The organism is Thalassovita autumnalis (assembly GCF_001458255.1).
Taxonomy (GTDB): domain Bacteria; phylum Pseudomonadota; class Alphaproteobacteria; order Rhodobacterales; family Rhodobacteraceae; genus Thalassobius; species Thalassobius autumnalis.
Genome location: NZ_CYSB01000026.1, coordinates 69,054 through 94,674, shown reverse-complemented (window position 1 = coordinate 94,674; position 25,621 = coordinate 69,054). Strand labels below are relative to the sequence as shown.

Here is a 25,621-nt window from a genome sequence, read left to right as displayed (position 1 = left end):
GACATGAAAAAGGCGGTGGATAATTCCACCGCCTTTAAAATTTTTAAGCGTCTGAACTGACGAATTAGTCAGCAACAGCAGCAGCAACAACAGCCAGCAGAACCAGCGGTACGATGATGCCAGCCGACGACGACGAAGTCGCGGTTTCAACGATGACTTCCGGCTCCATCACAGGGGCTTCCATGTTGCCAGCGAAGGCGGTCGAAGCGGCGGCGGTCAGAGCAGCGGCGAGAACGAGTTTTTTCATAGTATCCTCCAGAGATATTAGCTTGGTCAAAATGATTGCCTGAAACCAAGCGCAAGACGTCCTTGTAGAATTGTCTAAACATCAATTACCTAATAAATGCAAACCCCGTTTCCGGGGTTCGCAGCGGTGACAGTCATTTTGTGGTCAAATTAGCAACACCTGCGTTCCCACTTTGGTCATGGCGAACAACTCTTCGATGTGTTCATTGAACAAACCAATGCACCCGTTTGACGAACGACGGCCAATTTTGCGCGTGTCATGGGTGCCGTGGATCCGATAGTAGGTCCAGCTGAGATACAGCGCATGGGTGCCAAGCGGGTTATCCGGGCCCGGGCCCACAAAGTCCGGCCACTCCGGGTTACGCTTTTTCATCGATGGTGTCGGGCGCCAGCTGGGCCCTTCGACCTTGCGCACAACAGAGGTACGGCCGCGCCGGGTCAGATCCTCGGTCAATGGCACAGAGGAGGGGTAGAGTTTGTAGGTCTCACCATCCTCGGACCAGTAATGCAGCGCGCGCGAATCGATATCGACCAGCACGGCGCCTTTGCGCAGGTTGCTGAAGTAAGGACGCCAGTCCAGCGACCGGAAACTTGAAATGTTGCGCCGCACGGTCTGCGACACCTCAGCCTCAATTTCAGTGGTGTCCGCTTCGGCAACGCTTTGGGCAATCGCTGGCGCACCAATAAAAGCGGCGCTTCCAGCCATAAACCCGCGTCGATTCAGCAAAAACGGCGATGACTTTGACGGTAGCTTCGTCATGTAGAACCCTCCTGAGCCGCAGATCGGCTTTTGTCGCGGATATTATGGCGGGAATGCCGCAGTCGCAAATCAAAGACCTGTCATCATGCAGTTTCACGCTTATGTGGGTTTGAATAACCACGCTTTGCGCTGTAGGTCTCTGACAATTGAAATTACCCGAGGCGTTCAAATGTTGCGTTCATTCAGCTTGCTTACCCTGGCCGCAGTCAGCCTTGCCGCCTGTGTTGAGACAACGCAACAGCTGGGGTCTGACGGCAAACCGCTGCCGCAGCTTTATCGCATCCGCGCTGGTGAAACCTCGGCGATTCAGTTCCGCATGCTGGATTCGGTTAACGCGCTGCGCCAAGCTGCCGGCGCCACACCGGTCCAAATGAACGCCCAACTGAATGCGGCGGCCGCAACACATGCCCGCGACATGGCGATCCAAAACCGCCCCTGGCACTTTGGCTCTGACGGCTCCTCCCCCTTGGATCGGGTGGCCCGGGTGGGCTACACTGGTGCGTTGGTGGGCGAAAACATCTCGGAAACTTATGAGACCGAGATTGAAACCCTCGCCGCCTGGATGGAACAGCCGGACACCCGCCGTGTCATCGTGGCCCCCGAAGCCAGCGACCTGGGCTTCGCCTGGCATCAAGAAGTCAACGGCAAGATCTGGTGGACCCTGGTTATGGGTGATTCGAGCGCGACACAGGTGCTGTCCGCACCGATCCCTGACGCCGACACCACACCGCCGCAAAGCTAAAGAGCAATCACAGAGCGATAAAAGGCGCCGCAATCCGCAGGCGCCTTTTTCGTATCTGACGGGATCGGGTCCGCCGCTCAGATCACGGGTTGATCGTGATCGGCGTTCCGTTTTTGACCATCGCGTAGATCAGTTCAACTTCGCGGTCGGTCACAGCGATGCAGCCCGCAGTCCAGTCCTGTACCCCGTTGCGGTATTTCTCAGGACGGCCATGGATGAAGATATCGCCGCCTGGATCCACCCCGGCTGCGCGGGCTTCGGCCATATCGCGGGTGTCGGGGTAGTTGATCCCAACCGACAGATGGAACTTGCTGTTTGGGTTGCGGCGATTGATGAAATAGGTGCCTTCGGGCGTTTTCCCATCCCCTTCCCGCAGCTTGTCGCCTTCGGGCGAAAAGCCCAAACCGATATCGAAGGATTTCAGCACCTTGTCATGGTGCATCAGATACATCATCCGATCGCTTTTCTGCACGATGATGCGGGTCACTTCCGGGCCATGATAGCTGCGGAATTTCGACCCCGAGGAACAGGCCGCCAGCGCCATAAGCGCCACGGTCAGAACCGCCACCTTGATGTTTCGCATGTCTGCTTGCCTCAGAATTTCATTCTTGTGTTTTACCCAAGTGTATAACGCATTTCACACCTGTGCCGTAGCACAATTCGTGCCGCTTCAGGCTTTTCTGGTAAACTTTGCGACAAGTTCCACATGCGATGACCAGCGGAACTGATCCACCACCTGCACCCAGTGCAACTGATAGTTCCCGGCCAGCAGAATCTTAGCATCCCGCGCGAATGTCACTGGGTTACAGGACACAAAGGCAATCACCGGCACCGCCGAGGCTGCCAGTTCACGCACCTGCGCTTCGGCCCCGGCACGGGGCGGGTCGATCACCACAGCATCGGTCTTTTGCAGCTCATCCGGCATCAACGGGCGGCGGAACAGATCACGCGCCTCATGGCTGACCTTTTTCAGCCCCTGCGCCCGGCGCCAACCCAGATCAAGAGCGGCCATCATGGCCTTTTCCCCTTCGACCGCATGCACCTCCGCCGTTTCCGCCAAAGGCAGGGCAAAGGTGCCGCACCCTGCAAAAAGATCGATGACCTGTTTTGCCGGACCAACGATTTCCTTCACAGTGGCCAAGAGATCCAATTCACCCTGCGGGGTCGCCTGCAAAAACGCCCCAGACGGCGGCGACACATGCGCCTTGCCAAAGACCTGCAATGGCGGCTCACGTTGGCCGACCACCTCATCATCCCAGGCAAGCCGGGCCAGTTTAAAGGCCTCTACCTCAGCTGACAGATCGATCCGCAGCTGTTCATCCAGCGGCTTGCCGCCAGTCACTGCCAGATCCAAACCTGTTTCAGACATGGTGGCCAGAACGCTCAACTCACCCTTACGGCTGCCGCCGATCATCGCCAGCTTTTCCGCAACAGCCATGGCCTGCATCAGTTCGGGATGCAGCAGCTGACAATCAGGCACCTGCACGATCACATCGGACCCCTTGGCGTGGAACCCGGCCATCGCGCCCTTCTTGGTGCGCCGGACCGACAGGCTGGCGCGGCGGCGGGTCTGCGGCGGTGAGGTCAGGATCGGGCGAAACGTGGCCTCAAGCCCCTGCGCCGCCAGCGCCTGTTGCACGACCCCAACCTTCCAGTCGGCGACAAATGCATCCGAGGCATGCTGCAACTGACAGCCACCACAGCTTTTGTAATGACGGCAGTCGGCAGAAACCCGATCCTCAGACGGGGTGACAATGCGCACATCGCGCAGCCGCTGCCCATCCAACGTGCCGGTAACCTCTTCGCCCGGCAGGGTCATCGGTGCAAACACCGGCCCGGCATCGGTTTGCGCAATGCCATCACCCTGATGGCCCAAACGTGTGATCTGATATGTCTGCATGGGGCGCTCATAGCCAAAGCGCCCCGGTTGCACTAGCCCCTATTGCGGATAGGGCCCGTTCACCTCAGCCGTTCACTCAGCCGCCTTGGGTTGGCCGACCGTGTCATCCGCGCCTAGGAAACCACCGGACTGGCGATCCCAATAGCGGGCATAAAGCCCCTTTTGCGCCAGCAGCTCCGCATGGGTGCCCTCTTCGACGATGCGACCCTGATCCAGCACGATGATGCGATCCATCTGCGAAATCGTCGACAGGCGGTGTGCAATGGCCAGTACGGTTTTACCCTCCATCACCCGCTCCAGCGCGGTTTGGATGGCGGCCTCAACTTCGCTGTCCAGGGCTGAGGTTGCCTCATCCAGCACCAGAATAGGCGCGTCTTTGATAATCGCCCGGGTCAGGGCAATCCGCTGCCGCTGTCCACCGGAGAGTTTTACACCGCGCTCGCCAAGGAATGCGTCATAGCCCTCACGGCCTTCGCCATCACGCAGGCCCAGAATAAACGCATGCGCTTCGGCCTGTTCCGCTGCACCGATCAGGGCGGCCTCATCCGCTTCTGGGCGGCCATAAAGGATATTGTCACGCGCCGAGCGATTGAACATCGCGGTTTCCTGCGTGACCATGCCAATCTGCCGACGCAGACTTTCCTGTGTCACCCCGCGCAGATCCTGCCCGTCAATGGAAACGGCGCCATTTTCGCTGTCATAGAGCCGTAGCAGCAGCGACACCAAAGTTGACTTACCCGCCCCCGACGCGCCGACGATGCCCAGCTTTTCGCCCGGTTTGATCGTCAGGCTGACATCACTGACCCCGCCGATTTCACGCCCGTAGGCAAAGCTCACCTTGTCAAAGGCAATCTCCCCCGCGGTGACTGACAGCGGGGTGGCATCCGCGGCATCTTCCAGCCGATCCCGCTTGGTTAGGGTCTTCATCCCATCCTCAACTTCGCCAACGCTGGCATATAGCCCCATCAGGGCAAAGCTGAACCAGCCGGTCATCTGTGACAGCCGCAGCGCCACGGCACCGGCTGCCACGATGTCACCGGCGCTGGCCTGCCCCCGCGACCAGAAAAGCAGCGCCAAGCCAACCAGAAGCACCGGAATGGTGCCCCCCACCAGCATAAGAACCGTCCGGAACGTCGCGGATAGGAACCCGAACTGCAGTGACAGATCGCGGTAGTGCCGCATCGTGTCTAATGCGGCCTGATCTTCGTGATCGGCATGGGCAAACAGCTTCACGGTTTTGATATTGGTCACAGTGTCCACCACCTGACCACTGACCGTCGCACGCGCCCCAGCCCGGCGTTTGGCATAGGCACGCACCTGCGGAAGATAGATCCGAAGCACCATCGCGTAGAGGCCAAACCACAGGACAAAGGCAAGCGACATGCGCCAATCGATGGCGAAAAGCACCGCGAAGGACGCTGCGGCCGCTGCGAAGACAAAGGCCACCACCTGAATGACCTCAGACACCACCTGCGTCAGCGCATTCGCCGTCTGCATCTGTTTCTGCGCAATCCGCCCGGCGAAGTCATTGTCAAAGAAATCAACCGATTGCCCCAGCGTCCAGCGGTGCAGCCGCGACAGGATCAGCGGGCTGATATTTGGCGTCACGATATAGCCCGTCGCTAGGGCCGAAAGGCCCAGGATGACCGGGCGAAACACCAGGAAAAACACCAGAATGAAGATCAGTAGCCAGCTGGCATCGGTAAAGAAAGCCTCAGGCGTGCTGGCTGTCGCCATATCGATCACCCACCCCAGGAGGTACGCGGTCGTCGCATCCAGCCCGCCAGCCAGAACCGCCAGCACAATCGCCAGGCTCAGCGCAGGCCCGGCGCCTTTCAGCGACCAGCGTACAAAGGCAAACAGGGTGTCCGGCGGCGGCCCTTCTGCGCGGGCAAACGGGTCAAACATATTGAGACGGGACAACAGACGGGACATCGGAAACCTTTGGCTTGGTAAGATCCAAAAATATGTGCGCCTTGGCTGCCTGAACCCACCAGACGTCGGCGGGCTATGGGGGGCTAGCGGATGTTGCGTGCTCTGCGCAAGTCGATCCACCGGGCTCAAATTTGGATAGGGTATCTATGGCCCGCATTCAGATAGCACGCGCCCCAAAAGGGCAAGCGCTAAACCGCCCCGCACAGGCGCTTTGCGCAGGTGCACTCTATGGGGCTTGGCCCAACAACTGATCCCGAGTAGCAGAAAAATCAGACGCGATCCAAAGGCTCTGCAACCGACGCAACTCATCCCCTAATGCCCGGCCTTGAAACCGGTCCATCAGATCCGCTGACTTCACCGGAAACGCCGCCCCGGCACCGCGATCCACAGCGGCGAACGCCCCCGGCATCAGGGGTATTTCCAGCATCGCGGCCCGCAACACCAGAATGTCACGCGCCAAGGCTGCGCCATGATGATAGCCCAGCGCGCCGGGGCCCTCACTGCTGCCTATCTGGTCGCGATAGAGCGCCAAATGTTTGCGCTGCGCATTGGACAGGCGCAATTCGCGCCCGTCACCCTGCCCGCCAAGGGCAGCCAGGCGCCGGATGCCATCGGGATCCAGGCCGGCCTGAGCCTCCAGATGGACCAAAGGCGCCAGCGCCCGATCGTCCACACCGTCCAACACCATGGCCAAAACCCCGGACTGGCGCATCGCGGCAACCGATTGTTCCGGTGCCGGCGCAGAGAGCAACTTGATCAGTTCTACCCCCACCCGTTCGCGCGAAAGTGTCTCTATTCCAGCCAAATTCGCCGCAATTGCGGCCAGGGCTTCGGGATCCAGACCCTCGGACGGATCGCCATACCAGGCATGGAACCGGAAATAGCGCAGGATCCTCAGGTAATCCTCACGGATCCGCATTTCCGGGTCGTTGATAAATCGCAGATGCCGCGCCTCCAGATCGGCCAGCCCCTGCCCCAGCGGATCCACCACCAGCCCGTCGGCATCGCAATAAAGCGCGTTCATGGTGAAATCGCGCCGCTCGGCGTCTTCGACCATCGTATCAGCAAAGGCCACAACAGCGCGGCGGCCGTCGGTTTCCACGTCTTTGCGATAGGTGGTGATTTCATGCGGGATTCGACCCGAAACCACTGTAATCGTGCCATGATCGATGCCCGTCGGGATGGCATTTAGCCCGGCTGCTTCGGCCAGTTCCATCACTTTTTCAGGGCGCGCATCTGTTGCGATGTCCAGATCACTGACCGGGGCGCCAATCAAAGCGTTGCGCACGCAGCCGCCAACAAAATGCGCCTGATAGCCAGCATCACTCAGCATGGCGCAGACCGCCTGCGTGGCCGGATCAATCAACCAATCGCCGGTGACCTTCATACCATCCGCTCCGCCAGGCCGCGCAGCATCCGGGCCGTTGCCCCCCAGATGTAATAGGGCCCCCAAGGAACCGTATGGTAATACCGCCGCTGCCCGCGCCAGCGCCGCGACTGCACCAGATAATTGGCCGGATCCGCCAGATGGGCCAGCGGCACCTCAAAGATCTCATCCACTTCGCCTGGTTCTGCTACGGGCGCAAAGTCGTCACTAATTCGGCCCAAAACTGGCGTCACAGTGAAGCTGGTGACCGTTTCATGCCGTGGCAGCGTGCCAAAGACCTCCACCTGATCACGGCGCAACCCCACCTCTTCCCAGGCTTCGCGCAGAGCGGTGTCCACCACATCCACATCGCCCTCATCCACTTTCCCACCCGGGAAGGCGATCTGACCAGGATGATGTTTCAGCCGGGATGAACGCTTGGTCAGCACCACATGGGGGCCAGCGCCACGATCAATGAACCCCACCAGCACAGCCGCAGGGCGCAGCTTGCGCCCTGCGGGCAGGGAAACATCGGGGTTCAGGTCAAAATCAGAGGACTCGGCGCTGGGTCGGCCCAGCGCCTGTTTCACACCCACAAGGGGATCATGTGTTGCCATTGGCCTTTGCTGCCTCCAATCCGACCGTCTTGGGATCCAGATCGTAATGGGCTCCGCAGAATTGGCAATCCGCTGTGACACGGCCTGCATCGGTGGTCATCTTCTCGATGTCCTTGGCCGAGTAGATCGACAGCGACTGACGCACGCGATCCTCAGAACAGGTGCAGCCAAAGGTCACCGGCTGCAGATCATAGACGCGCGGCTGTTCCTCATGGAACAGGCGGGTCAGCAGCGTCGCCGGGGTCACCTGCGGGCCGATCAGCTCCAGCTCCTCGACCGAGTCGAGCAGGATGTTCACACGGTTCCAGTTTTCACCGTCTTCGCCATCCACCAGATCGCGGGCATGCATCAAGCCATCATCGCCGGTCGCCTCTTCGCCTTTGGCGAAGGGCGAGGCTTTCGGCATATGCTGCAGCATCACGCCACCGGCGCGCCAATGTTCGCCCACACCGGGCTCCACCGACTGACCAAAGGACAGCTGGAACCGGGTCGGCAGCTGCTCGGACTGGGCGAAATAGGCTTCGGCACATTCCGCCAGTGACGCGCCCGCCAGCGGGGTCAGCCCCTGATAGGGGGTCATGTTCTGGCCCTGATCGATCATGATCGCGAAATAGCCTTTGCCCAGCTGTTCAAACGGGGCAGAATCGGTCAACCGATCCGGATCAAAGCTGGCATAGGCGCGAATACGGGCCGGTTCGCCCTCGTTGGTGGGGCCATAGTAGTCGGTGGCAATCATCCGCACGGGACCGTCCGACTGCACCTGCAGCGACAGTTTCCAGCGCAGCTTAACCGTCTGACCGATCAATGCCGTCAGCAGGGCCATTTCAGCCACCAGCGCCTCAACAATGGTGGGGTAGTCATGCTGCTTCAGCACATTGCTCAGCACACCGTCCAAACGGGCGACGCGACCGCGAATATCGGCGTGGTCCAACTGGAACGGCAGAACGGTGTCGTCCCAGGCGAGTTTCGATCCAAGTGACATGGGGTTTCCTTATACGCCGACGCTTGGCATAGAGGGCGCGGCAGTCTGTGGCTCAAGAATTTGGTGGCATGGCATACAGGCTGAATATAGGCAGGACAAGCGCCAGTCCAAGGGGCGGCCATTCCAGACCCGGTTCGACCCGTAGAAACAGAAGGACTCGCCGCGATGATCCGACGCTTTGGCACGGCGCCAAGACCCGACAAACGTTACACAATGCGCCCCGGCGCCTATGTGATCCTGCCCCGTGGCCGGCAGGTGTTGCTGACCCATCAACAGGACCCTGAGCCCGAGTTTCAGCTGCCCGGCGGCGGCATCGATGCGGGGGAATCACCGCAGATCGCCCTGCATCGTGAGGTGTTTGAAGAAACCGGCTGGTCCATTGCCTATCCCCGCCGTCTGGGTGCGTTTCGCCGCTACACCTTCATGCCGGAATATGACCTCTGGGCGGAGAAGATCTGCACCATCTATCTGGCCCATCCCGTGCGCCGTCACAGTGATCCGCTGGAACCCGGCCACAGTGCCCATTGGCTACCGATTGAGGAGGCCGTGACCCTGCTGGGCAATCCCGGCGATCGCCATTTCCTGGCCCAGCTGCTCTGACCACGGCCTCCGCCCCAGAGCACCCCCCGCAATACGCCCGCGTCTTCATAAAGGCTTAACGATTCGCTGAGAAGCTTCGCTCAACCAGAGATTGATTACTGGATGGAGGGCATCATGATCAATTGGGAACGGGTACAGGAACTCTACACCGAACTGGGTGCGGCTGAGTTTTCTGAGGTGATGGAGCAGCTGCTGGATGAGCTGCATCCGATTGTGGAAAAGCTACAGGCGCCTGATCCGCTGACGGTTGAGGCGGATCTGCACCGGCTGAAGTCAGCGGCAATGAACCTGGGCTTTGCCGATCTGGCCGACAAATGCCGTGAGGTGGAGCGGCACGTTCAAGGCCTCAACACCCTGCATCTGAAAGACACGCAGGAGGCCGCCGCGCCACTCCATGCGCTGCTGCAGTGTTTTGATCGCTCCATCTCAGTTTTTGACGGCGAATGGTCGGTCCACGTCGCCGCCTGACCGGAATGCATTAAATCACAAACTCTGCGATGCTCTCATCTTCGGTGATGTCAGAGTAGACAAAATCGCTGTCCTCCAGGCGGGCAAACAGCGCTTCAAAATTCGCCGCCTCGGTGGTTTCGATCCCGATCAGGACCGAACCAAAGTTGCGGGCGTTTTTCTTCATATACTCAAAGCGCGCGATATTGTCTTCGGGTCCCAGTATATTCAGGAAATCCTTCAACGCGCCGGGGCGCTGTGGCAGGCGCAGGATGAGGTATTTCTTGATCCCCATATAACGCTGTGCCCGTTCCTTGACCTCAGGCAGGCGTTCAAAATCGAAGTTGCCACCAGAGGTGACGCAGACCACGGTTTTGCCTTTAACCTCATCCTTCAGATCCTTCAGCGCATCCACAGACAGGGCACCGGCAGGTTCCAGCACGATGCCTTCTAGGTTCAGCATCTCAATGATAGTGGTGCAAATCCGATCTTCGGGCGCATCCAGCATCTTGACCAAAGGCGTGTCTTTCAGCACCGCAAAAGGATGCTGGCCGATCTGCGCCACCGCCGCGCCGTCCACAAAACTGTCGACATGGTTCAGCTTCACCGGATGGCCTTCGGTAAGGGCCGCGCGCAGGCTTTGCCCGCCTGACGGTTCAACAAAACGCAAATCCGTGCCCGGTGCGACCTCCGCCATGTAGCGAGTCACCCCCGCCGACAGGCCACCACCGCCCACAGGCAGAACCACCATATCCGGCACCCGCCCCAGCTGCGCGGTCATTTCCGCCGCAACGCTGGCCTGGCCTTCAATCACATCAAGATCGTCAAAGGGGGACAGGAAATAGCCGCCCGCCTCTTTGCAATAGTCCTGAGCGGCCTCAAGACAGGCATCAAAATAGTCCCCAACAAGGCGAATTTCGACGTTTTCACCGCCGAACATGCGGGTTTTGTCGATCTTCTGCTGCGGCGTGGTGACCGGCATGAAAATCACGCCCTTCACGCCGAAATGCTTGCTGACATAGGCCACGCCCTGCGCATGGTTGCCGGCGGAGGCACAGACAAACACCTCAAGCGCAGGATCGCGCGCCAAGGCCTTACCCATGGCGTTCAACGCGCCACGGATCTTGTAGCTGCGCACCGGGCTCAGGTCTTCGCGTTTCAACCAAATCTCTGCGCCGTAAATCGACGACAGGTGATCATTGCGCTGGAGTGGCGTCGCCGGGAACAGGGCCCGCATCTGCTGCTCGGCCACGCGGGCCTTTTTCAGAAAATCGCTCATGCGCCTGTCTTGAAACACCCCTGCCCCAAAGGCAAGCGCTTTGGGGCAACTGTGCCGAAGTATACGGGATCAGGGGATCGCACGTTTCTCGACAAAGTACCCATAGAGTGTGGTGAGAACGCTGACACTGATCAGGAGAAGGCAAATTCCAAGCACTAAGGACAAAACAAATCCAATCAGCGGTACAGCTGGAACCAGCGAGGTTGGAATCGCTTCATTGGCTTTGCCGATGAGCAGCTCAATAACTGCAATGAGAACAAAGGCAGGCATATGGCCGGCACCGGCCTGCCAACCTTCCCGCAATGTCATTTTTCGCCCAATTGCGAGCCCGGGCAAAACGATAAATGAACGCATAAACAAGACAAGTACAACTACGCCAGCAATCGGTCCAAGAAAATCGGTGGAACTGCCGGCACCAGCTAACACGACGGTTATTAGGACGACCAAAATCAACACCGGAATCAGGGTCATCATTGACAGCACAAAGCCCTTCACCAAGTAGGCCCAGATTGCAGTCCAATCGACCTGATAGACAAACCCCTTGGGCAACTCTTCCAACAGGATGTAACGGTGCCAATAGACAGCGATCCAGGTACACATAACGGCATAAGCGAGCCCGAAGAGTGACAAAGCCACCAATACGGGACCATCGGTGTTTTCGGCATTGATATTGCCAGCCCAAATTGAAGCCACATCGACCCCTGTCACCAAACCCAATGCAATCGCTGAAATCACTACAAGACTGAACGGCAATACAACAATCTGCAGCGCCGCCTGCCAGTTGTTAGCCACCATCCGCGCCGAGAGCATAAAGAGTCTTAATCCAAGCACCTTAACCTCAAAGTCGTTTGCGCGGACAAAACCACAACCTTTGCGCCACAACAACCCGTCCACACCCCGACAGACCCCACGCCACCTTGCCCTTGGGTCCAAAACCCGCTATCGCGCTTGCGATTAAACAGATTCTAACGTGTCAGAGGTCGTCATGTCCGCGCCCAAGAAAGTTGTCCTGGCCTACTCCGGTGGCCTCGATACCTCGATCATCCTGAAATGGCTGCAAACCGAATACGGTTGCGAAGTTGTCACCTTCACTGCTGACCTCGGTCAGGGCGAAGAGCTGGAGCCCGCCCGCAAAAAGGCCGAGATGCTGGGTATCAAGCCGGAAAACATCTTCATTGAAGACGTCCGCGAAGAGTTCGTACGTGACTTCGTCTTCCCGATGTTCCGCGCCAACGCCCTTTATGAGGGTGAATACCTGCTGGGCACCTCGATCGCACGTCCGCTGATCTCCAAGCGTTTGGTGGAAATCGCCGCTGAAACCGGTGCTGATGCCGTGTCCCACGGGGCCACCGGCAAAGGCAACGACCAGGTGCGTTTCGAACTGGCAGCCTATGCGCTGAACCCCGACATCACCGTAATCGCGCCCTGGCGTGAATGGGATCTGTCGAGCCGAACCAAGCTGCTGGAATTTGCTGAACAGCACCAGATTCCGATCGCCAAGGACAAACGGGGTGAGGCGCCGTTCAGCGTTGACGCCAACCTGCTGCACACCTCTTCTGAGGGCAAAGTGCTGGAAGATCCGGCCGAAGCAGCCCCCGATTACGTCTACCAGCGCACCGTTGCGCCGGAAGATGCGCCTGACACGCCTGAAATCATCACCATCGGTTTTGAAAAAGGCGACGCCGTCAGCATCAACGGCGAAGCGATGAGCCCCGCCACCATCCTGACCGCGCTGAACGACTATGGCCGCAAGCACGGCATTGGTCGCTTGGACTTCGTTGAAAACCGCTTTGTCGGCATGAAGTCGCGTGGCGTCTATGAGACCCCCGGCGGCACCATCCTGCTGCAGGCGCACCGTGGCATCGAACAGATCACCCTGGATTCCGGCGCAGGCCACCTGAAGGATTCGATCATGCCGCGCTACGCGGAGCTGATCTACAACGGCTTCTGGTACTCGCCCGAGCGTGAGATGCTGCAGGCGCTGATCGACAAGTCGCAAGAGCATGTCACCGGCACCGTGACCCTGAAGCTTTACAAAGGTTCGGTCTTCACCGTGGCGCGCGACAGCGATCATTCCCTCTACTCCGAGGCCCACGTGACCTTCGAAGAGGATGCAGGCGCCTACAACCAGGAAGACGCCGCCGGCTTCATCCAGCTGAACGCCCTGCGCCTGAAACTGCTGGCCGCACGGGACCGTCGCCTGAAAGACTGACCCTTGGTCATGTAACAGGCTGACCATGCGTCAGTGTTGTTGGATTTGAGACGCCCCCCTAGCACAGGGGGGCGTTTTTATTTGGGGGGAAACCGATGACCTTGGAAGAGATTGCTGCACTGGTGCAGAAGGGTGTGACCCACAGTGGGTTTGCCGACAGCCTGAAATTTGACTGCGGTGATCTGGGTCAGGTGGTGATCGCGGATGGTCACGTCGGTCTGGAAAATCGGGACACCGATTGCACCCTGAAACTGTCGCTGGACAATCTGGCCAAGCTGGTCACCGGAAACCTGAACCCGATGACCGCCGTGATGATGGGCAAGCTGAAGGTCTCCGGCAATCCTGCCATCGCGCTGAAGCTCAAAGAGCTGCTGTAAGCCCTTGCCAGCGGCAGTCACGGGCCACTAGGCTGGTGATATGCTTGCACTCCGAGAGATCACCCGCGACACGGTAAACCCGCTGATCCGCCTCAAGGTTAAGGACTGGCAGCAGAACCTCGTCGCCCCCAATGCCGTCACCCTGGCGCAGGCTGCTTATGAACCGGGCAGCTATGTCTGGGGTCTGTGGGTTGAGGATCAGCCGGTGGGGCTGATGGCGATGGTGCATCCCCATCAGGCCGCAGAACTGGATCCGCAGGACGATCCGGATGCGGCTTTCCTCTGGCGATTGATGATTGCCGCAGAGGAACAGGGCAAAGGCTACGGTCTAGCCGCGATTGAGGCCGCGCGGGCACAGGCCCACGCCTGGGGCTTGCCGCGGCTGGCGGCCACTGTGGTGGACAGCGAAAACTCCAACATGGCGTTTTACGAACACCTTGGGTTTCACCAAACCGGCAAGGTGATCGACGGCGAGCTGCACATCCTGTGCAACGTCGCCTGAACGCGCAATAGGCTCTAACCCAGCCGAATTTCCGCCAATCGCTGATAATGAGGCAAGGCTTGCTCCAGCAACTCCGCCGCTGCACCGTGCAGTTCCGGTATGTCCGCATCCGGCGCCGCGAAGGTGGTTGAACGATGTACCGCGCCGTACCAATGCGCGGCCCAAACCCCATCATCCGGATGCCCTCCCACTGGCCAGCTGAGCATTCCGGGATCCCAGGGCAGATCGATAGCCGCGCAGAGCCGCTGCAACATGCCCTCAGGATCGCGGCGGATATCGTCACTGTCGATCACCACGGGGGGTTCACCGAAATGGCACACCTCCTCAAACAGCTCCGTCTGTTGGGTGAAGCCAATGTCGCTGAGCGTGGGGTTGTCATATTTAGCCCCAAAGCTGGCAATCACCCGCGCCGGGTGGCGGATCAGAAAGACATTGGTCACCTGGCGCATCCAGTCCCGCGGTACGCCGGGGATCATATGCTGGCACATGTGTTTCTGATAAAAATGCGGCTTTCCTGCCGGAATAGGGTCTAGAAGAGACTGCGCAACCACCGCAGGATTCTGCGGCTGGGAGGCCATCACCTGATCCCCCATAGGATGCTCAATCCCGGTCATTTTCAGATAGGCGGCATAGAAAGGCTCATCCACCACGGCACAGTCCCGACGGGCGCCGAAACTGTACATCATCGCAGTGGACAGATTACGCGGGCCAGACCACATCGCGATCCGCATCAGGCGCATTCCCGTTCGATCAGCTCTTTGTAAAGCGCGCGGATCTTCTTGGTCATCGGCCCCATCTGGCCATCACCGATCTGGCGGCCGTCAATGTCCCCTACAGGCGTTTGCGCGCCAAAGGTGCCGGTCAGAAACGCCTCATCCGCGCCATAGGTATCGACCAGCGAATAATTCCTCTCATGCACCGGGATGCCGTTAGAGCGGCAGAGGTCGATCACCTTCTGCCGCGTGATGCCGTTCATGCAATAATCCCCGGTGGAGGTCCAAACCTCCCCCTTCCGTACAATGAAAAAGTTGCAGGCGTTGGTGGTGTTCACAAAGCCATGCACATCCAGCATCAGCGCCTCATCCGCGCCAGCCTTTTCGGCGGCGATGCAGGCCAAAATGCAGTTCAGCTTTGAATGAGAGTTGAGTTTCGGATCCTGCGTCATCGGCAGCCCGCGCTGATGCGGCACCGTGGCCAGCCGAATAGGGCGCGGGATCGAGGGTTTGGAATGTTCCATAATGATCGCAACCGTCGGCCCGGTCTGCGACAGGCTGGGATGCTGGAACGGGCGCACCTTCAACCCACGGGTGATCATCAGCCGGGCATGGGCGTCGTGGGTCATGCGATTGGCATTTTGCGTCTCTAACAAGGCCGAAATCACCTGTTCGCGGGTCATGCCAATGTCCAGATCCACCGCCAGCGATGCCTCAAACAACCGGTCCATATGATCGTCCAGAAAGGCCCATGTGTTGTTGTAGAGGCGCAGCCCCTCCCAGATACCATCACCCAGCATGAACCCGCTGTCATAAACCGAAACCACCGCCTCGGCCTTGGGGACAATCTTACCGTTCAGGTAAATCAGGATCTGTTCGTTGCGGGCATCTTCTTCGGCCTGATGGGTGCTGACGTGGTCTTCTTGCATGGTGCCTCCTACTTGCTGGGACAGGCTAATCTGCGGGCCGGGTGGGGGAAAGTGGATTTTGGATCCCAAGGCCAATTCACACCGCCTCAAGCTTCTGTGAGCCTATCTTTCGCCCACGCCCAACATCTGCAAGCTTAACCGCACCGATCAGGAGGACCGCCGATGTTGCGCATTAACGATTTCAAACCCGCTTTACTGGCTCTGGCCATTGGTGTTGGGCTGATCGCCCAATGCGGCAAGCTGCAGGCCGCCCAGACAGAGGAGTTGATTGTCGCGGGCGGGTGTTTCTGGTGCGTCGAAAGCGACTTCGAAAGCGTCCCCGGCGTGATTGAAGTGGTTTCTGGTTATACCGGCGGCACCACTAAGAACCCGACTTACAAACAGATCGGCAAAGGCGGCACCGGCCATTATGAGGCGGTTGAGATCACCTTTAACCCCGCCCAAGTCAGCCGTGAGGCGCTGTTGCAGATGTTCTTCCGCTCGGTTGATCCCACGGATGCCGGCGGCCAGTTCTGTGATCGCGGCGAAAGCTACCGCACCGCTGTTTTCGTCTCTAGACCATCGGAAAAGGCCCTGGCGGAGAAGGTCAAAGCCGAAGCGCAAAGCGCGCTGGGGCAGAAAATCGTGACGCCTATTCTGGACGCCAACCGGTTTTATGAGGCTGAAGCCTACCATCAGGATTATTACAAAGGGTCCAAGATTGTGCTGACCCGGTTTGGCCCGATCAAACAATCCAAAGCCTACAAACGTTACCGCGATGCCTGTGGCCGCGACCAGCGGGTCAAAGCCCTCTGGGGTGATGCGGCACCATTTGCGAACAAGTAACGGAGCGGGGCCATTGGCCCCCTCACGCCGCGCCGGGCTGCCAATCCAGCACGTCCTTCAAATCCGGGATCACATCTGCGGTGCCCTGACGGGTGACCATCAATGCTGAGGCTTTGATCGCCAGTTCAATCGCCTCAGTATTGCTGGCGCCGCGATCCAGACCCGCCAGGAAATAGCCGGTAAACGTGTCACCTGCCCCGGTGGTGTCCACCGGATCCACCTTGATCGCCGGAAAATCCTGCGCCGCCCAGCCATTGGACTGATCGTAAAGCGTGCAGCCTTTTTCGCCTTTGGTCACCACAACCGTGGCCACCCCCATCTCGGCCGAGGGGTTGAGGCCGGTAGCGGCCTGCAGCTGCGACATTTCAATTTCATTGAGCACCAAAACGTCGATAAAGGGCAGAACCGCACGTACGGCATCCGCATCAAACGGGGCGGCGGCATAGGCAACACGCAGCCCCAGTTTAGACCCTGTTTCAGCCGAAAACGCCTGCGCATTGGTTTCATTCTGCATCACCAGCATATCGCCCTGCGCCGCCTCTGACAGGGCCAGACCGATCTGATCTTCGCCGATCGCCTCATTGGCGCCGGGATGCACGATGATGGCGTTTTCGCCCTGTGGGTCCAACATGATGATGGCGTGGCCCGTGGGCGCGTCCAGTTTGGCAATCGGGCGGGTGTCGACGCCATATTCAGTCAGCCGGTCGATCGCCCACTGGCCATCCCGGCCCACAGCCCCGATATGCGCCACCCGTCCCCCCGCACGGGCCGCCGCCACGGACATATTGGCCCCTTTGCCGCCCAATCCGGTGCTGAGCCCGCCGCTCAGGATCGTTTCCCCCGGCGCCGGGATGTGATCCAGCCGATAGAAATGATCCGCGTTGATTGAGCCAAGGTTCCAGAGTGCCATGTCACGCCCCTTTGAAGTGAAGCGCCAGATTGACGGGAGAATTGGGGAGATTGCAAGCGGCCTTTTGCCCGGGCGTGGCCCTAACCCGCCGCAAAAGAAAACGCCCGGCAGATCACTCTACCGGGCGTTTCCAATTTAAGTAGTTCGGGCTTAACCCACCTTACAGGCCGCCAGAACTGCCATATTCAGGATGTCATTGGCGGTGGAGTTGGTTGAGCAGATCTGGATCGAGTTATCGATGCCCGCCAGGATCGGACCAATCACCGTTGCCCCGCCCATTTCCTGCATCAACTTGACCGAGATCGAGGCCGAGTGGCGCGCCGGCACCACCAGGATGTTGGCCGGACCAGATAGGCGCTGGAACGGATAGGCCTCTTGCGCCTGCGGGTTCAGCGCCACGTCGACGGTCATTTCGCCTTCAAACTCGAAGTCAACACCGCGGCGTTCCAGCACCTGTGGAGCGACATGCATTTTGGTCGCGCGTTCCGACACCGGATAGCCAAAGGTCGAGAAGCTGACAAACGCCACGCGCGGCTCCAACCCCATGTGACGGGCCACATCGGCAGAGCGTTCCGCGATGGTCGCCAGATCCTCCTCATCAGGCCATTCATGCACCAGCGTATCCGCCACCAGCACAATCCGGCCTTTGTTCAAAAGCGCCGTCACACCAACCGCGCCGTTGGCGGCATCGGCGTCAAAGACGTGGTTCACCAGTTCCAGCACATGCGCAGATTTCCGGGTTGCGCCGGTGATCAGACCGTCGCCGTGGCCATGCGCCAACATCAGAGATGAGAAGACATGCCGGTCACGGCTGGCCAGACGGTGCACATCGTGGCGGTCAAAGCCTTTGCGCTGCAGACGCTGGTAGAGGAAGTCTTTGTACTGATCCAGGTGGCGGGTGTTGGCGGCGTTCACCACCTCCAGCTCACGCACGGCATCGGCCATGCCTGCCGCTTCCAGCTTCTCTTTCACGTCGGGCTCACGGCCCACCACCAGCGCCTTGCCCAGGCCGGACCGCTGGTACTGCACCGCAGCACGCAATACGCGGGGATCATCCCCCTCGGCAAAAATCATCCGCGCCTGTGCCTTGCGGGCGCGGGCATGAATACCGCGCATCACGTTGGCGGTCGGATCCATCCGCGATTTCAGCGACAGCTCATAGCCATCCATATCAATGATCGGACGGCGCGCCGCGCCGGTGTCCATCCCTGCCTTGGCAACACGCGGCGGGATCATGTGGATCAGACGCGGGTCAAACGGCGTGGGAATGATGTAATCCCGGCCAAAGCTCAGCGTTTTGCCATAGGCCATCGCCACCTCATCCGGCACATCCTGACGGGCCAGTTCGGCCAAGGCTTCGGCGCAGGCGATCTTCATCTCATCATTGATGGCACGGGCATGAATATCCAGCGCACCGCGGAACAGATAAGGGAAGCCCAGAACGTTGTTCACCTGGTTCGGGTAATCAGACCGGCCGGTGGCCACGATAGCGTCAGGGCGGACCGCATGGGCCTCCTCAGGGGTGATTTCCGGATCCGGGTTCGCCATCGCGAAGATCACTGGATCATCAGCCATGGCCTGCACCATGTCCTGCGTCACAGCCCCCTTGACGGAAACGCCCAGGAAGACATCTGCGCCCTCCATCGCCTCTTCGAGCGTGCGCAGTTTGGTTGCGACAGCATGGGCCGATTTCCACTGGTTCATACCCTCGGTACGGCCCTGATAAATCACACCTTTGGTGTCACACACGATGCAGTTCTCATGCCGCGCGCCCATGGCTTTCAGCAGTTCGATACAGGCGATCCCTGCCGCACCAGCCCCGTTGAGGACGATCTTCACATCTTCGATCTTCTTGCCGCTGAGGTGCAGCGCGTTGATCAGACCGGCGGCGCAGATCACGGCGGTGCCGTGCTGGTCATCGTGGAAAACCGGGATATCCATCTCTTCTTTGAGCTTCTGCTCAATAATGAAACATTCCGGCGCTTTGATGTCTTCGAGGTTGATCCCGCCAAAGCTGGGCCCCATCAGCTTCACCGCCTTGATGAACTCATCCGGGTCTTCGGTGTCCAGTTCCAGATCGATCGAGTTCACGTCGGCAAACCGTTTGAACAGGACCGATTTCCCCTCCATCACCGGCTTGGAGCCAAGTGCACCCAGATTGCCCAGACCCAAAACCGCGGTCCCGTTGGAGATCACTGCAACAAGGTTACCCTTGTTGGTGTAGTCATAGGCCAGTTCCGGGTTTTCGGCGATCGCCTCACAGGGGACGGCCACACCGGGCGAATAGGCCAGCGACAGGTCACGCTGGGTGGTCATCGGAACGGTGGCCTGAACCTCCCACTTTCCGGGTGTCGGTTCCAAATGAAAGGCCAAAGCCTCACTTGACGTAATTTTCTGCTTTGTCATGGCGGTTTTTCATTCCGAAAATTTCTAAGTTCACGCCTGCATACCTGTTGCGGCCCTCGGCCTCAACCGCTTGCAGCGGATCTCATCCGCCCAAACCCTACTGTTATCGCTAGCAAACCTGCAATCTGACGGGAATTTGAAACTCCTTCAAATGGGACCGAACGAACGCACCCGTGCAATCTGCCCTTCCCCCTGTTTCGCGGTCCCAGTATTGTCACGCGAAAGAAACCCAAGGGGGACATGGGGTGGCCGGGGCCAAAGCAGCAGTGACGCCAATGATGGCACAATATCTGGAGATCAAGGAAGCCTATGAAAACGCGCTTCTGTTCTACCGGATGGGCGATTTCTACGAGATGTTTTTTGACGATGCGGTCGCCGCAGCCGAAGCGCTGGACATCGCACTGACCAAACGTGGCAAACACAATGGTGCCGACATTCCCATGTGTGGCGTCCCCGTACATGCCGCCGAGGGCTACCTGCTGACCCTGATCCGCAAAGGTTTCCGCGTGGCCGTCTGTGAACAGATGGAAAGCCCGGCAGAGGCCAAGAAACGCGGCTACAAGGCGGTGGTGAAACGGGACGTTGTGCGCCTTGTCACCCCCGGCACCCTGACCGAAGATTCCCTGCTGGAAGCCCGCCGCCACAACTTCCTCGCGGCCTATGCGATGGTCCGGGATGAGGCCGCATTGGCCTGGGTCGATATCTCCACCGGCGAATTTCATGTGATGCCCCTGCCCCCGGTGCGTCTGGGGCCGGAGCTAGCACGTCTGATGCCCTCAGAACTGGTGATTTCTGAGGCTTCAGAGGCCGATTTGGCCGAAATAGGCTCTGAATCGGGCACGTCGTTGACACCACTGTCCCGCGCAGCATTTGACAGCACATCGGCGGAAAAACGGCTTTGCGCCCTGTTCTCCGTCGGCTCGCTGGAGGCGTTTGGCCAATTCACCCGTGCCGAAGTGTCGGCGATGGGCGCCGTGGTCGAATATCTGGAGATCACCCAGAAGGGCAAGCTGCCGCTATTGCAAAAGCCGGTGCGCGAAGCTCAGGCGCGGGTGATGCAGATCGATGCCGCCACCCGCCGCAATCTGGAACTGACCCAATCGATGAACGGAGGCCGCGCCGGTTCCCTGCTGGCGGCGATTGACCGCACCGTCACCGCTGCCGGGGCCCGCCTGCTGGAACGCCGCCTGTCCAGCCCATCGCGGGTGTTGAACGTGATCCGTGATCGCTTGGCTGCAGTCGATTTTGCGCTGGAACAGTCCCGATTGGCCGAAGATCTGCGCGATGATCTGCGCAAGGTGCCCGATCTTGATCGCGCCCTGTCCCGGCTGGGTCTGGAGCGTGGCGGCCCCCGCGATCTGGCGGCCATCCGCAACGGTCTGGGACAGGCTGCCCAGATCAGCGACCGCATTGCGGACGCGCCCCTGCCCGATCTGCTGCGCAATGCTGCTGAAGCGCTGGTGGGCCATGATGAGCTGACCGACCTGTTGGAAAACGCGCTGATCGCGGAGCCACCGCTGCTGGCCCGTGACGGTGGCTTTATCGCCCCTGGCTTTGACGAAGAGCTGGATGAAATGCGCCAGCTGCGCGATGAAGGCCGATCCGTCATCGCCGCGATGCAATCCGAATATCAGGAACTGACTGGCATCAACTCCCTGAAAGTTAAGCACAATAACGTGCTTGGCTATTTCGTTGAGGTGACGGCCACCCACGCTGACAAGATGCTGTCTGAACCGCTGTCGGACACGTTCAAACACCGCCAGACTACCGCCAATCAGGTGCGTTTTACCACCGTCCCCCTGTCGGAGATGGAGACCAAGATCCTCAACGCCGGTGGTCGCGCGTTGGAGATTGAAAAGCGTCTGTTTGACAGCCTGGCCCGCGCCATTCTGGACCGTGCGGATCACGTGAACGTCGCCTCACGGGCCTTGGCCGAACTTGACCTTGCCACCGCCCTTGCCGATCTGGCCCGGGCCGAGGATTGGGCCAAACCGCAGGTGGACGACTCCCGCACCTTGCAGATCACTGGTGGACGGCATCCCGTTGTCGAACTGGCGCTGCGCAAACAGGGGGGGGCGCCCTTCATTGCCAATGACTGCGACCTTGCAGATGGCACACCAGGCGCCGATATCTGGCTGCTGACCGGCCCCAACATGGCGGGTAAGTCGACCTTCCTCAGGCAGAACGCCCTGATCGCACTTCTGGCGCAGACCGGCAGCTATGTCCCTGCAAAGGCAGCAAAAATCGGCATCGTAAGTCAGCTGTTCAGCCGCGTCGGCGCCTCGGATGATCTGGCCCGTGGCCGCTCAACATTCATGGTGGAAATGGTGGAAACTGCTGCCATCCTGAACCAGGCCGACGACCGCGCGCTGGTCATTCTGGATGAAATCGGCCGCGGCACCGCGACCTATGACGGCCTCTCCATCGCCTGGGCGACGCTGGAACATCTGCATGATGTGAACCAGTCTCGCGCACTGTTTGCCACCCATTACCATGAGATGACCAATCTGGCGGAGAAGCTGAAAGGCGTCGACAACGCCACCGTTGCGGTGAAGGAGTTCGAGGGTGAGGTCATCTTCCTTCACGAAGTGCGCAAAGGCGCGGCGGATCGCAGCTACGGGGTGCAGGTTGCCAAACTGGCCGGCCTGCCGGATGCGGTGGTTGCCCGCGCCCGTGTGGTGCTGGACGCGCTGGAAAAAGGCGAACGTGAAGGCGGCAAAAAACAGGCGGTGATCGATGATCTGCCGCTGTTCTCCGCCGCGCCGCCCCCGCCGCCACCCGCAGCCGCCAAAGGTCCTTCCAAGCTGGAAGAGAGACTGGATCAGATCCTGCCCGATGACCTGTCGCCCCGCGAGGCGCTGGCGCTGCTTTATGAGCTGAAGGACCTCAAGGGCAGCTGATCACCAGCTGCCCGAACTGCCGCCCCCGGATGAGCTGCCGCCCCCGAACGAGGAAGACGAGGAGGACGACGAAGAGCTGCGCTCCTTGCGCGGAATGATTTCAGTCGCCGACCAGGTATCACCGCAATGCTGGCATTCATAGTCCACCCGCCGCCGCCCGGTGCTGGAGGTCGTAGCATGCTCTAACACGGTGCTTTCGCTTTCCAGCGTGCGATATTTGCACGTCCGGCAAGCCCCATAACCTGAGAACCAACCGCGATAGGCCTCAATTGTGCGATGACCGCATTGGCCGCACTCCCAGACGTCGTAGTCAACGCTCTTCAGCTGCTCTTCTTTCACCTGCCCGTCATTCAGCAGCGCGTCGTCCAGATCCTCCGGCACCAGCTGCATGCGCTGACCGTCCACCGGACAGATCCGTGGCCGGCGGCGGCGCCAACGCATGAAGAAAAACGCGCCAATACCCGCTACCGGCGTTGTCGCCGCGTAAAACCATTTGGCGTTCCGCTCAAAGAAACCCGGCGGCTCATACCCCGGTGGATAGATCACCTCTCCAGAGGAGACCTCTTCTTCCACACCGCTCAGCTCCACAATCAGCGCGTCGGCACCCTCCATGATGCCATTGGCGTAATTGTCCTGACTGAACTGGGGCACGATGATGCGATCAATGATCCGCTTGGTGCTCACGTCCTTGCTGTCACCATAGCCCGCGCCCACCTCGATCCGCAGCACCCGGTCCTCAACCGCCACCAACAGCATCGCGCCGTCGTTGCGGGTCGCATCGCCGACACCCCAGCTGTTGAACAGGCCGGTAGCGAAAACTTCGATGTTTCCCTCATGACCATAGTCCAACATCGAACCAATCGTCACAACGGTCAGTTCAATCCCGTGATCATCGCGCAAACGGGCCAAATTCCGCCTTAGAATACTTTCGTGTCCAAGGTCTAAAAGTTCAGCAAAATCATTAACATAGATGTCATTATAGGCGGGATACTGCTGCGCTCTCGTCGCGCTGAGGGACAACAGGAGGCATAACAGGGCATAAGCTAAAAATCTCATCGCTCTAAGAGGCCCGATTTTCAGACGGCCTGTCAAGAAATCTGCCTGCCACCAGACCAACGAAAAAGGCGCGGCCTCGCGGCCCCGCCTTTCACTGTTTCAAAAATACTCAAAATCCCCGATCCGCCACTTGCGACCAAGGGACTGAGTTTTATGCCGTCATCGAGCTGACGCCGACCTGTGCCGGACGCAGCAGGCGATCGTGCAGCATGAAGCCCACGGCCGAGACCTGAATGATCTCCCCCGCCTTGGTGCCGGGCACCGGCGCTTCGAACATGGCTTCGTGTTCGTTTGGATCAAACTTGTCACCCACAGCCGGGGCGATCACTTCGATGCCATGTTTCTTGAAGGTGTTCTTCAGCTCGCGCAGGGTCAGCTCCAGACCTTCCAGCATCGCGCCCATGGCTTCGCGCTGTTCGTCGCTGACCGCATCCATCGCCCGCTGCAGGTTGTCGTAAACCGGCAGCATGTCCCGCGCCAGCTTGGAACCACCGTATTGCTCAGCCTCGCGGCGCTGCTTGTCGGCACGTTTGCGCGAGTTTTCAGCATCGGCCAGGGCACGCATGAACTTGTCGCGGAAATCGTCGCGTTCGGCGCGCAGCGCCTCCAGCTCATCCACTTCTTTTTCCAACTCCAGCGCCTCTTCTTCGGCCAGCTCTTCAGCTTCCAGTTCGGCTTCGCTGGTCTCGATATCATCGAGGAATTCGTCTTCTCTAGGCATGTGCCACCTTTTCCAACTTTAGCTGCGGTCGGAAATCATCCGCCCGACCAACTGCGCCGTGTAATCCACAATCGGGACGATCCGGCCATAGTTCAGTCGCGTGGGGCCAATCACCCCCACCGCACCAACAATCTTACGGTCAGCGTTCATATATGGAGAGACCACCAAAGAGGAACCCGAAAGTGAGAAAAGTTTGTTCTCAGAGCCAATAAAAATGCGAACGCCGTCGCCTGCCTCGGTCAAATCGAGGAAATCCGCGATATCCCGCTTGCGTTCCAGATCATCAAACAACTCGCGGATGCGGTTCAGGTCCTCTTCGGCACCTTCATTTTGCAACAGATTCGACCGCCCCCGCACGATGAGTCGCTCATGTTGGTCGCCGTCTTCGGCCCAGACCGCCAGCCCGCTGTCGATCAGCGCATGGGCCAGGGTGTCAATCTCCTGCCGGCGGGCATCGATCTGCTGTTTCATCGACTGGCGTAAATCGCTCAGCGTCTTGCCTTCAACAAAGGCATTCACAAAATTCGCCGCTTCCCGCATGGCCGAGGGTGTCAGACCCGGCGGCGGGGTGAAGACCCTGTTTTCCACGTGCCCATCTGAGAATACCAGCACAACAAGGGCCCGATCCGCCGCAAGAGAGACGAATTCAACGTGTTTGATCGCGGCCTCATGTTTGGGCGCCAACACCAGTGAGGCCCCCTGTGTCACCCCCGACAACGCGGTGGAGACCCGATCAAGCACATCCTGCACGTCGCCTGCATTGCTGGTCACCGTCTGATCCAATGCATGCCGGTCCGTGTGGTCCAGATCGCGCACCTCCAACAGCCCATCCACAAACATCCTCAGACCCTGCTGCGTAGGCACCCGGCCGGCGCTGACATGGGGGCTGTCCAAAAGGCCCAGATACTCCAGATCGCCCATCACATTGCGGATGGTGGCGGCGCTGACCTTCTCACTCATCTCGCGGGTCAGGCTACGGGAGCCCACAGGCTCCCCAGTGGTCAAATAGCCCTCAACAACGCGGCGAAACACTTCGCGCGAGCGGTCATTCATCTCTTCTAGAATTTTGCTGCGATCTGTCATGCTCATCCTCGGCACCCCATTAAAGAGGATCGTCCAGAAAGGTCAATCACGCTTACGCCAAACCCGACCGCAGCCCTTGCCAGCCGCCCCTTCTGCCCTGTATCCCCGCAGGC

At 59.4% G+C, this 25,621-nt stretch carries 25 protein-coding genes; 8 read left to right on the top strand and 17 right to left on the bottom strand.

What is annotated here, in order from left to right:
* Nucleotides 1-64: 64 nt before the first annotated feature.
* A complete protein-coding gene (locus tag TL5118_RS08565) occupies nucleotides 65-247 on the bottom strand; it encodes a hypothetical protein (protein ID WP_058242508.1) in 183 nt (60 codons plus the stop codon).
* 144 nt (nucleotides 248-391) lie between these two features.
* Nucleotides 392-1,006, bottom strand: a complete 615-nt coding sequence (locus TL5118_RS08560; protein ID WP_058243818.1) for a L,D-transpeptidase — start codon at nucleotides 1,004-1,006, stop codon at nucleotides 392-394.
* Between the two features lie 169 nt (nucleotides 1,007-1,175).
* Between TL5118_RS08560 and dalA the strand changes: the two genes are divergently transcribed.
* Nucleotides 1,176-1,748 (top strand): divisome-associated lipoprotein DalA, encoded by a 573-nt coding sequence (gene dalA / locus TL5118_RS08555; protein ID WP_058243817.1) that lies wholly within the window; start codon nucleotides 1,176-1,178, stop codon nucleotides 1,746-1,748.
* 82 nt (nucleotides 1,749-1,830) lie between these two features.
* Here the strand turns inward: dalA and TL5118_RS08550 are convergent, their stop codons facing one another.
* The 6 genes from TL5118_RS08550 to hslO all read right to left on the bottom strand — a co-directional run bounded on the left by TL5118_RS08550 (nucleotide 1,831) and on the right by hslO (nucleotide 8,548).
* Nucleotides 1,831-2,331, bottom strand: coding sequence for a L,D-transpeptidase family protein (locus TL5118_RS08550; RefSeq protein ID WP_058243816.1), 501 nt, complete (start codon nucleotides 2,329-2,331; stop codon nucleotides 1,831-1,833).
* Between the two features lie 87 nt (nucleotides 2,332-2,418).
* Complete coding sequence (locus tag TL5118_RS08545) at nucleotides 2,419-3,648, bottom strand: class I SAM-dependent RNA methyltransferase (RefSeq protein ID WP_058243834.1); 1,230 nt, start codon at nucleotides 3,646-3,648, stop codon at nucleotides 2,419-2,421.
* Between the two features lie 72 nt (nucleotides 3,649-3,720).
* On the bottom strand, nucleotides 3,721-5,583 hold the full coding sequence (locus TL5118_RS08540; protein ID WP_058243815.1) for an ABC transporter ATP-binding protein: 1,863 nt from the start codon (nucleotides 5,581-5,583) through the stop codon (nucleotides 3,721-3,723).
* Nucleotides 5,584-5,809: 226 nt separating this feature from the next.
* Nucleotides 5,810-6,970, bottom strand: coding sequence for a CCA tRNA nucleotidyltransferase (locus tag TL5118_RS08535; RefSeq protein ID WP_058243814.1), 1,161 nt, complete (start codon nucleotides 6,968-6,970; stop codon nucleotides 5,810-5,812).
* Nucleotides 6,967-7,566 carry a CoA pyrophosphatase gene (locus TL5118_RS08530; RefSeq protein WP_058243813.1) on the bottom strand — a complete coding sequence of 200 codons (600 nt, stop codon included), beginning with the start codon at nucleotides 7,564-7,566 and terminating at the stop codon, nucleotides 6,967-6,969. The genes TL5118_RS08535 and TL5118_RS08530 overlap by 4 nt, the downstream gene beginning before the upstream one ends.
* Entirely contained in the window at nucleotides 7,553-8,548 is a 996-nt protein-coding gene (gene hslO, locus TL5118_RS08525; protein ID WP_058243812.1) for an Hsp33 family molecular chaperone HslO, read from the bottom strand. The genes TL5118_RS08530 and hslO overlap by 14 nt, the downstream gene beginning before the upstream one ends.
* 165 nt (nucleotides 8,549-8,713) lie before the next feature.
* On the opposite strand from hslO, the gene TL5118_RS08520 reads away from it, so the two are divergent.
* Both TL5118_RS08520 and TL5118_RS08515 read left to right on the top strand, forming a co-directional pair.
* Nucleotides 8,714-9,148 (top strand): NUDIX hydrolase, encoded by a 435-nt coding sequence (locus TL5118_RS08520; protein WP_058243811.1) that lies wholly within the window; start codon nucleotides 8,714-8,716, stop codon nucleotides 9,146-9,148.
* Between the two features lie 114 nt (nucleotides 9,149-9,262).
* Nucleotides 9,263-9,616: an Hpt domain-containing protein gene (locus tag TL5118_RS08515; protein WP_165590033.1), complete on the top strand. Its 354-nt coding sequence runs from the start codon at nucleotides 9,263-9,265 to the stop codon at nucleotides 9,614-9,616.
* Between the two features lie 10 nt (nucleotides 9,617-9,626).
* Here the strand turns inward: TL5118_RS08515 and ilvA are convergent, their stop codons facing one another.
* The gene (gene ilvA / locus TL5118_RS08510; protein WP_058243809.1) at nucleotides 9,627-10,874 is read right to left on the bottom strand and encodes a threonine ammonia-lyase IlvA; all 1,248 of its coding nucleotides are present in this window, start codon (nucleotides 10,872-10,874) and stop codon (nucleotides 9,627-9,629) included.
* A gap of 69 nt (nucleotides 10,875-10,943) precedes the next feature.
* A complete protein-coding gene (locus TL5118_RS08505) occupies nucleotides 10,944-11,768 on the bottom strand; it encodes a hypothetical protein (protein WP_131727425.1) in 825 nt (274 codons plus the stop codon).
* A 91-nt stretch (nucleotides 11,769-11,859) separates the two neighbouring features.
* Here TL5118_RS08505 and TL5118_RS08500 point away from each other — a divergent pair, with 91 nt between their 5' ends.
* The 3 genes from TL5118_RS08500 (at nucleotide 11,860) to TL5118_RS08490 (ending at nucleotide 13,965) form a co-directional block, all read left to right on the top strand.
* Nucleotides 11,860-13,086: an argininosuccinate synthase gene (locus TL5118_RS08500; RefSeq protein ID WP_058243807.1), complete on the top strand. Its 1,227-nt coding sequence runs from the start codon at nucleotides 11,860-11,862 to the stop codon at nucleotides 13,084-13,086.
* Between the two features lie 95 nt (nucleotides 13,087-13,181).
* Nucleotides 13,182-13,463, top strand: a complete 282-nt coding sequence (locus TL5118_RS08495) for an SCP2 sterol-binding domain-containing protein (RefSeq protein ID WP_058243806.1) — start codon at nucleotides 13,182-13,184, stop codon at nucleotides 13,461-13,463.
* Between the two features lie 40 nt (nucleotides 13,464-13,503).
* On the top strand, nucleotides 13,504-13,965 hold the full coding sequence (locus tag TL5118_RS08490) for a GNAT family N-acetyltransferase (protein ID WP_058243805.1): 462 nt from the start codon (nucleotides 13,504-13,506) through the stop codon (nucleotides 13,963-13,965).
* Nucleotides 13,966-13,979: 14 nt separating this feature from the next.
* Here TL5118_RS08490 and TL5118_RS08485 read toward each other — a convergent pair whose 3' ends face one another.
* The gene (locus tag TL5118_RS08485) at nucleotides 13,980-14,696 is read right to left on the bottom strand and encodes a sulfotransferase-like domain-containing protein (protein WP_058243833.1); all 717 of its coding nucleotides are present in this window, start codon (nucleotides 14,694-14,696) and stop codon (nucleotides 13,980-13,982) included.
* Entirely contained in the window at nucleotides 14,696-15,607 is a 912-nt protein-coding gene (locus TL5118_RS08480) for a D-amino acid aminotransferase (RefSeq protein WP_058243804.1), read from the bottom strand. The genes TL5118_RS08485 and TL5118_RS08480 overlap by 1 nt, the downstream gene beginning before the upstream one ends.
* Before the next feature lie 162 nt (nucleotides 15,608-15,769).
* On the opposite strand from TL5118_RS08480, the gene msrA reads away from it, so the two are divergent.
* On the top strand, nucleotides 15,770-16,432 hold the full coding sequence (gene msrA / locus TL5118_RS08475) for a peptide-methionine (S)-S-oxide reductase MsrA (RefSeq protein WP_058243803.1): 663 nt from the start codon (nucleotides 15,770-15,772) through the stop codon (nucleotides 16,430-16,432).
* A gap of 22 nt (nucleotides 16,433-16,454) precedes the next feature.
* Here the strand turns inward: msrA and TL5118_RS08470 are convergent, their stop codons facing one another.
* Together TL5118_RS08470 and TL5118_RS08465 are read right to left on the bottom strand one after the other, a co-directional pair.
* Entirely contained in the window at nucleotides 16,455-17,342 is an 888-nt protein-coding gene (locus TL5118_RS08470) for a ribokinase (protein ID WP_058243802.1), read from the bottom strand.
* A gap of 150 nt (nucleotides 17,343-17,492) precedes the next feature.
* Nucleotides 17,493-19,748 carry an NADP-dependent malic enzyme gene (locus TL5118_RS08465; protein ID WP_058243801.1) on the bottom strand — a complete coding sequence of 752 codons (2,256 nt, stop codon included), beginning with the start codon at nucleotides 19,746-19,748 and terminating at the stop codon, nucleotides 17,493-17,495.
* Between the two features lie 275 nt (nucleotides 19,749-20,023).
* Here TL5118_RS08465 and mutS point away from each other — a divergent pair, with 275 nt between their 5' ends.
* On the top strand, nucleotides 20,024-22,648 hold the full coding sequence (gene mutS, locus TL5118_RS08460; protein WP_058243800.1) for a DNA mismatch repair protein MutS: 2,625 nt from the start codon (nucleotides 20,024-20,026) through the stop codon (nucleotides 22,646-22,648).
* On the opposite strand, the gene TL5118_RS08455 is transcribed toward mutS, so the two are convergent.
* The 3 genes from TL5118_RS08455 to hrcA all read right to left on the bottom strand — a co-directional run bounded on the left by TL5118_RS08455 (nucleotide 22,649) and on the right by hrcA (nucleotide 25,508).
* Nucleotides 22,649-23,704 (bottom strand): TPM domain-containing protein, encoded by a 1,056-nt coding sequence (locus TL5118_RS08455; RefSeq protein WP_082626306.1) that lies wholly within the window; start codon nucleotides 23,702-23,704, stop codon nucleotides 22,649-22,651.
* 151 nt (nucleotides 23,705-23,855) lie between these two features.
* Nucleotides 23,856-24,425, bottom strand: coding sequence for a nucleotide exchange factor GrpE (locus TL5118_RS08450; protein WP_058243798.1), 570 nt, complete (start codon nucleotides 24,423-24,425; stop codon nucleotides 23,856-23,858).
* 18 nt (nucleotides 24,426-24,443) lie between these two features.
* Nucleotides 24,444-25,508 (bottom strand): heat-inducible transcriptional repressor HrcA, encoded by a 1,065-nt coding sequence (gene hrcA / locus TL5118_RS08445; RefSeq protein ID WP_058243797.1) that lies wholly within the window; start codon nucleotides 25,506-25,508, stop codon nucleotides 24,444-24,446.
* Nucleotides 25,509-25,621: the final 113 nt, after the last annotated feature.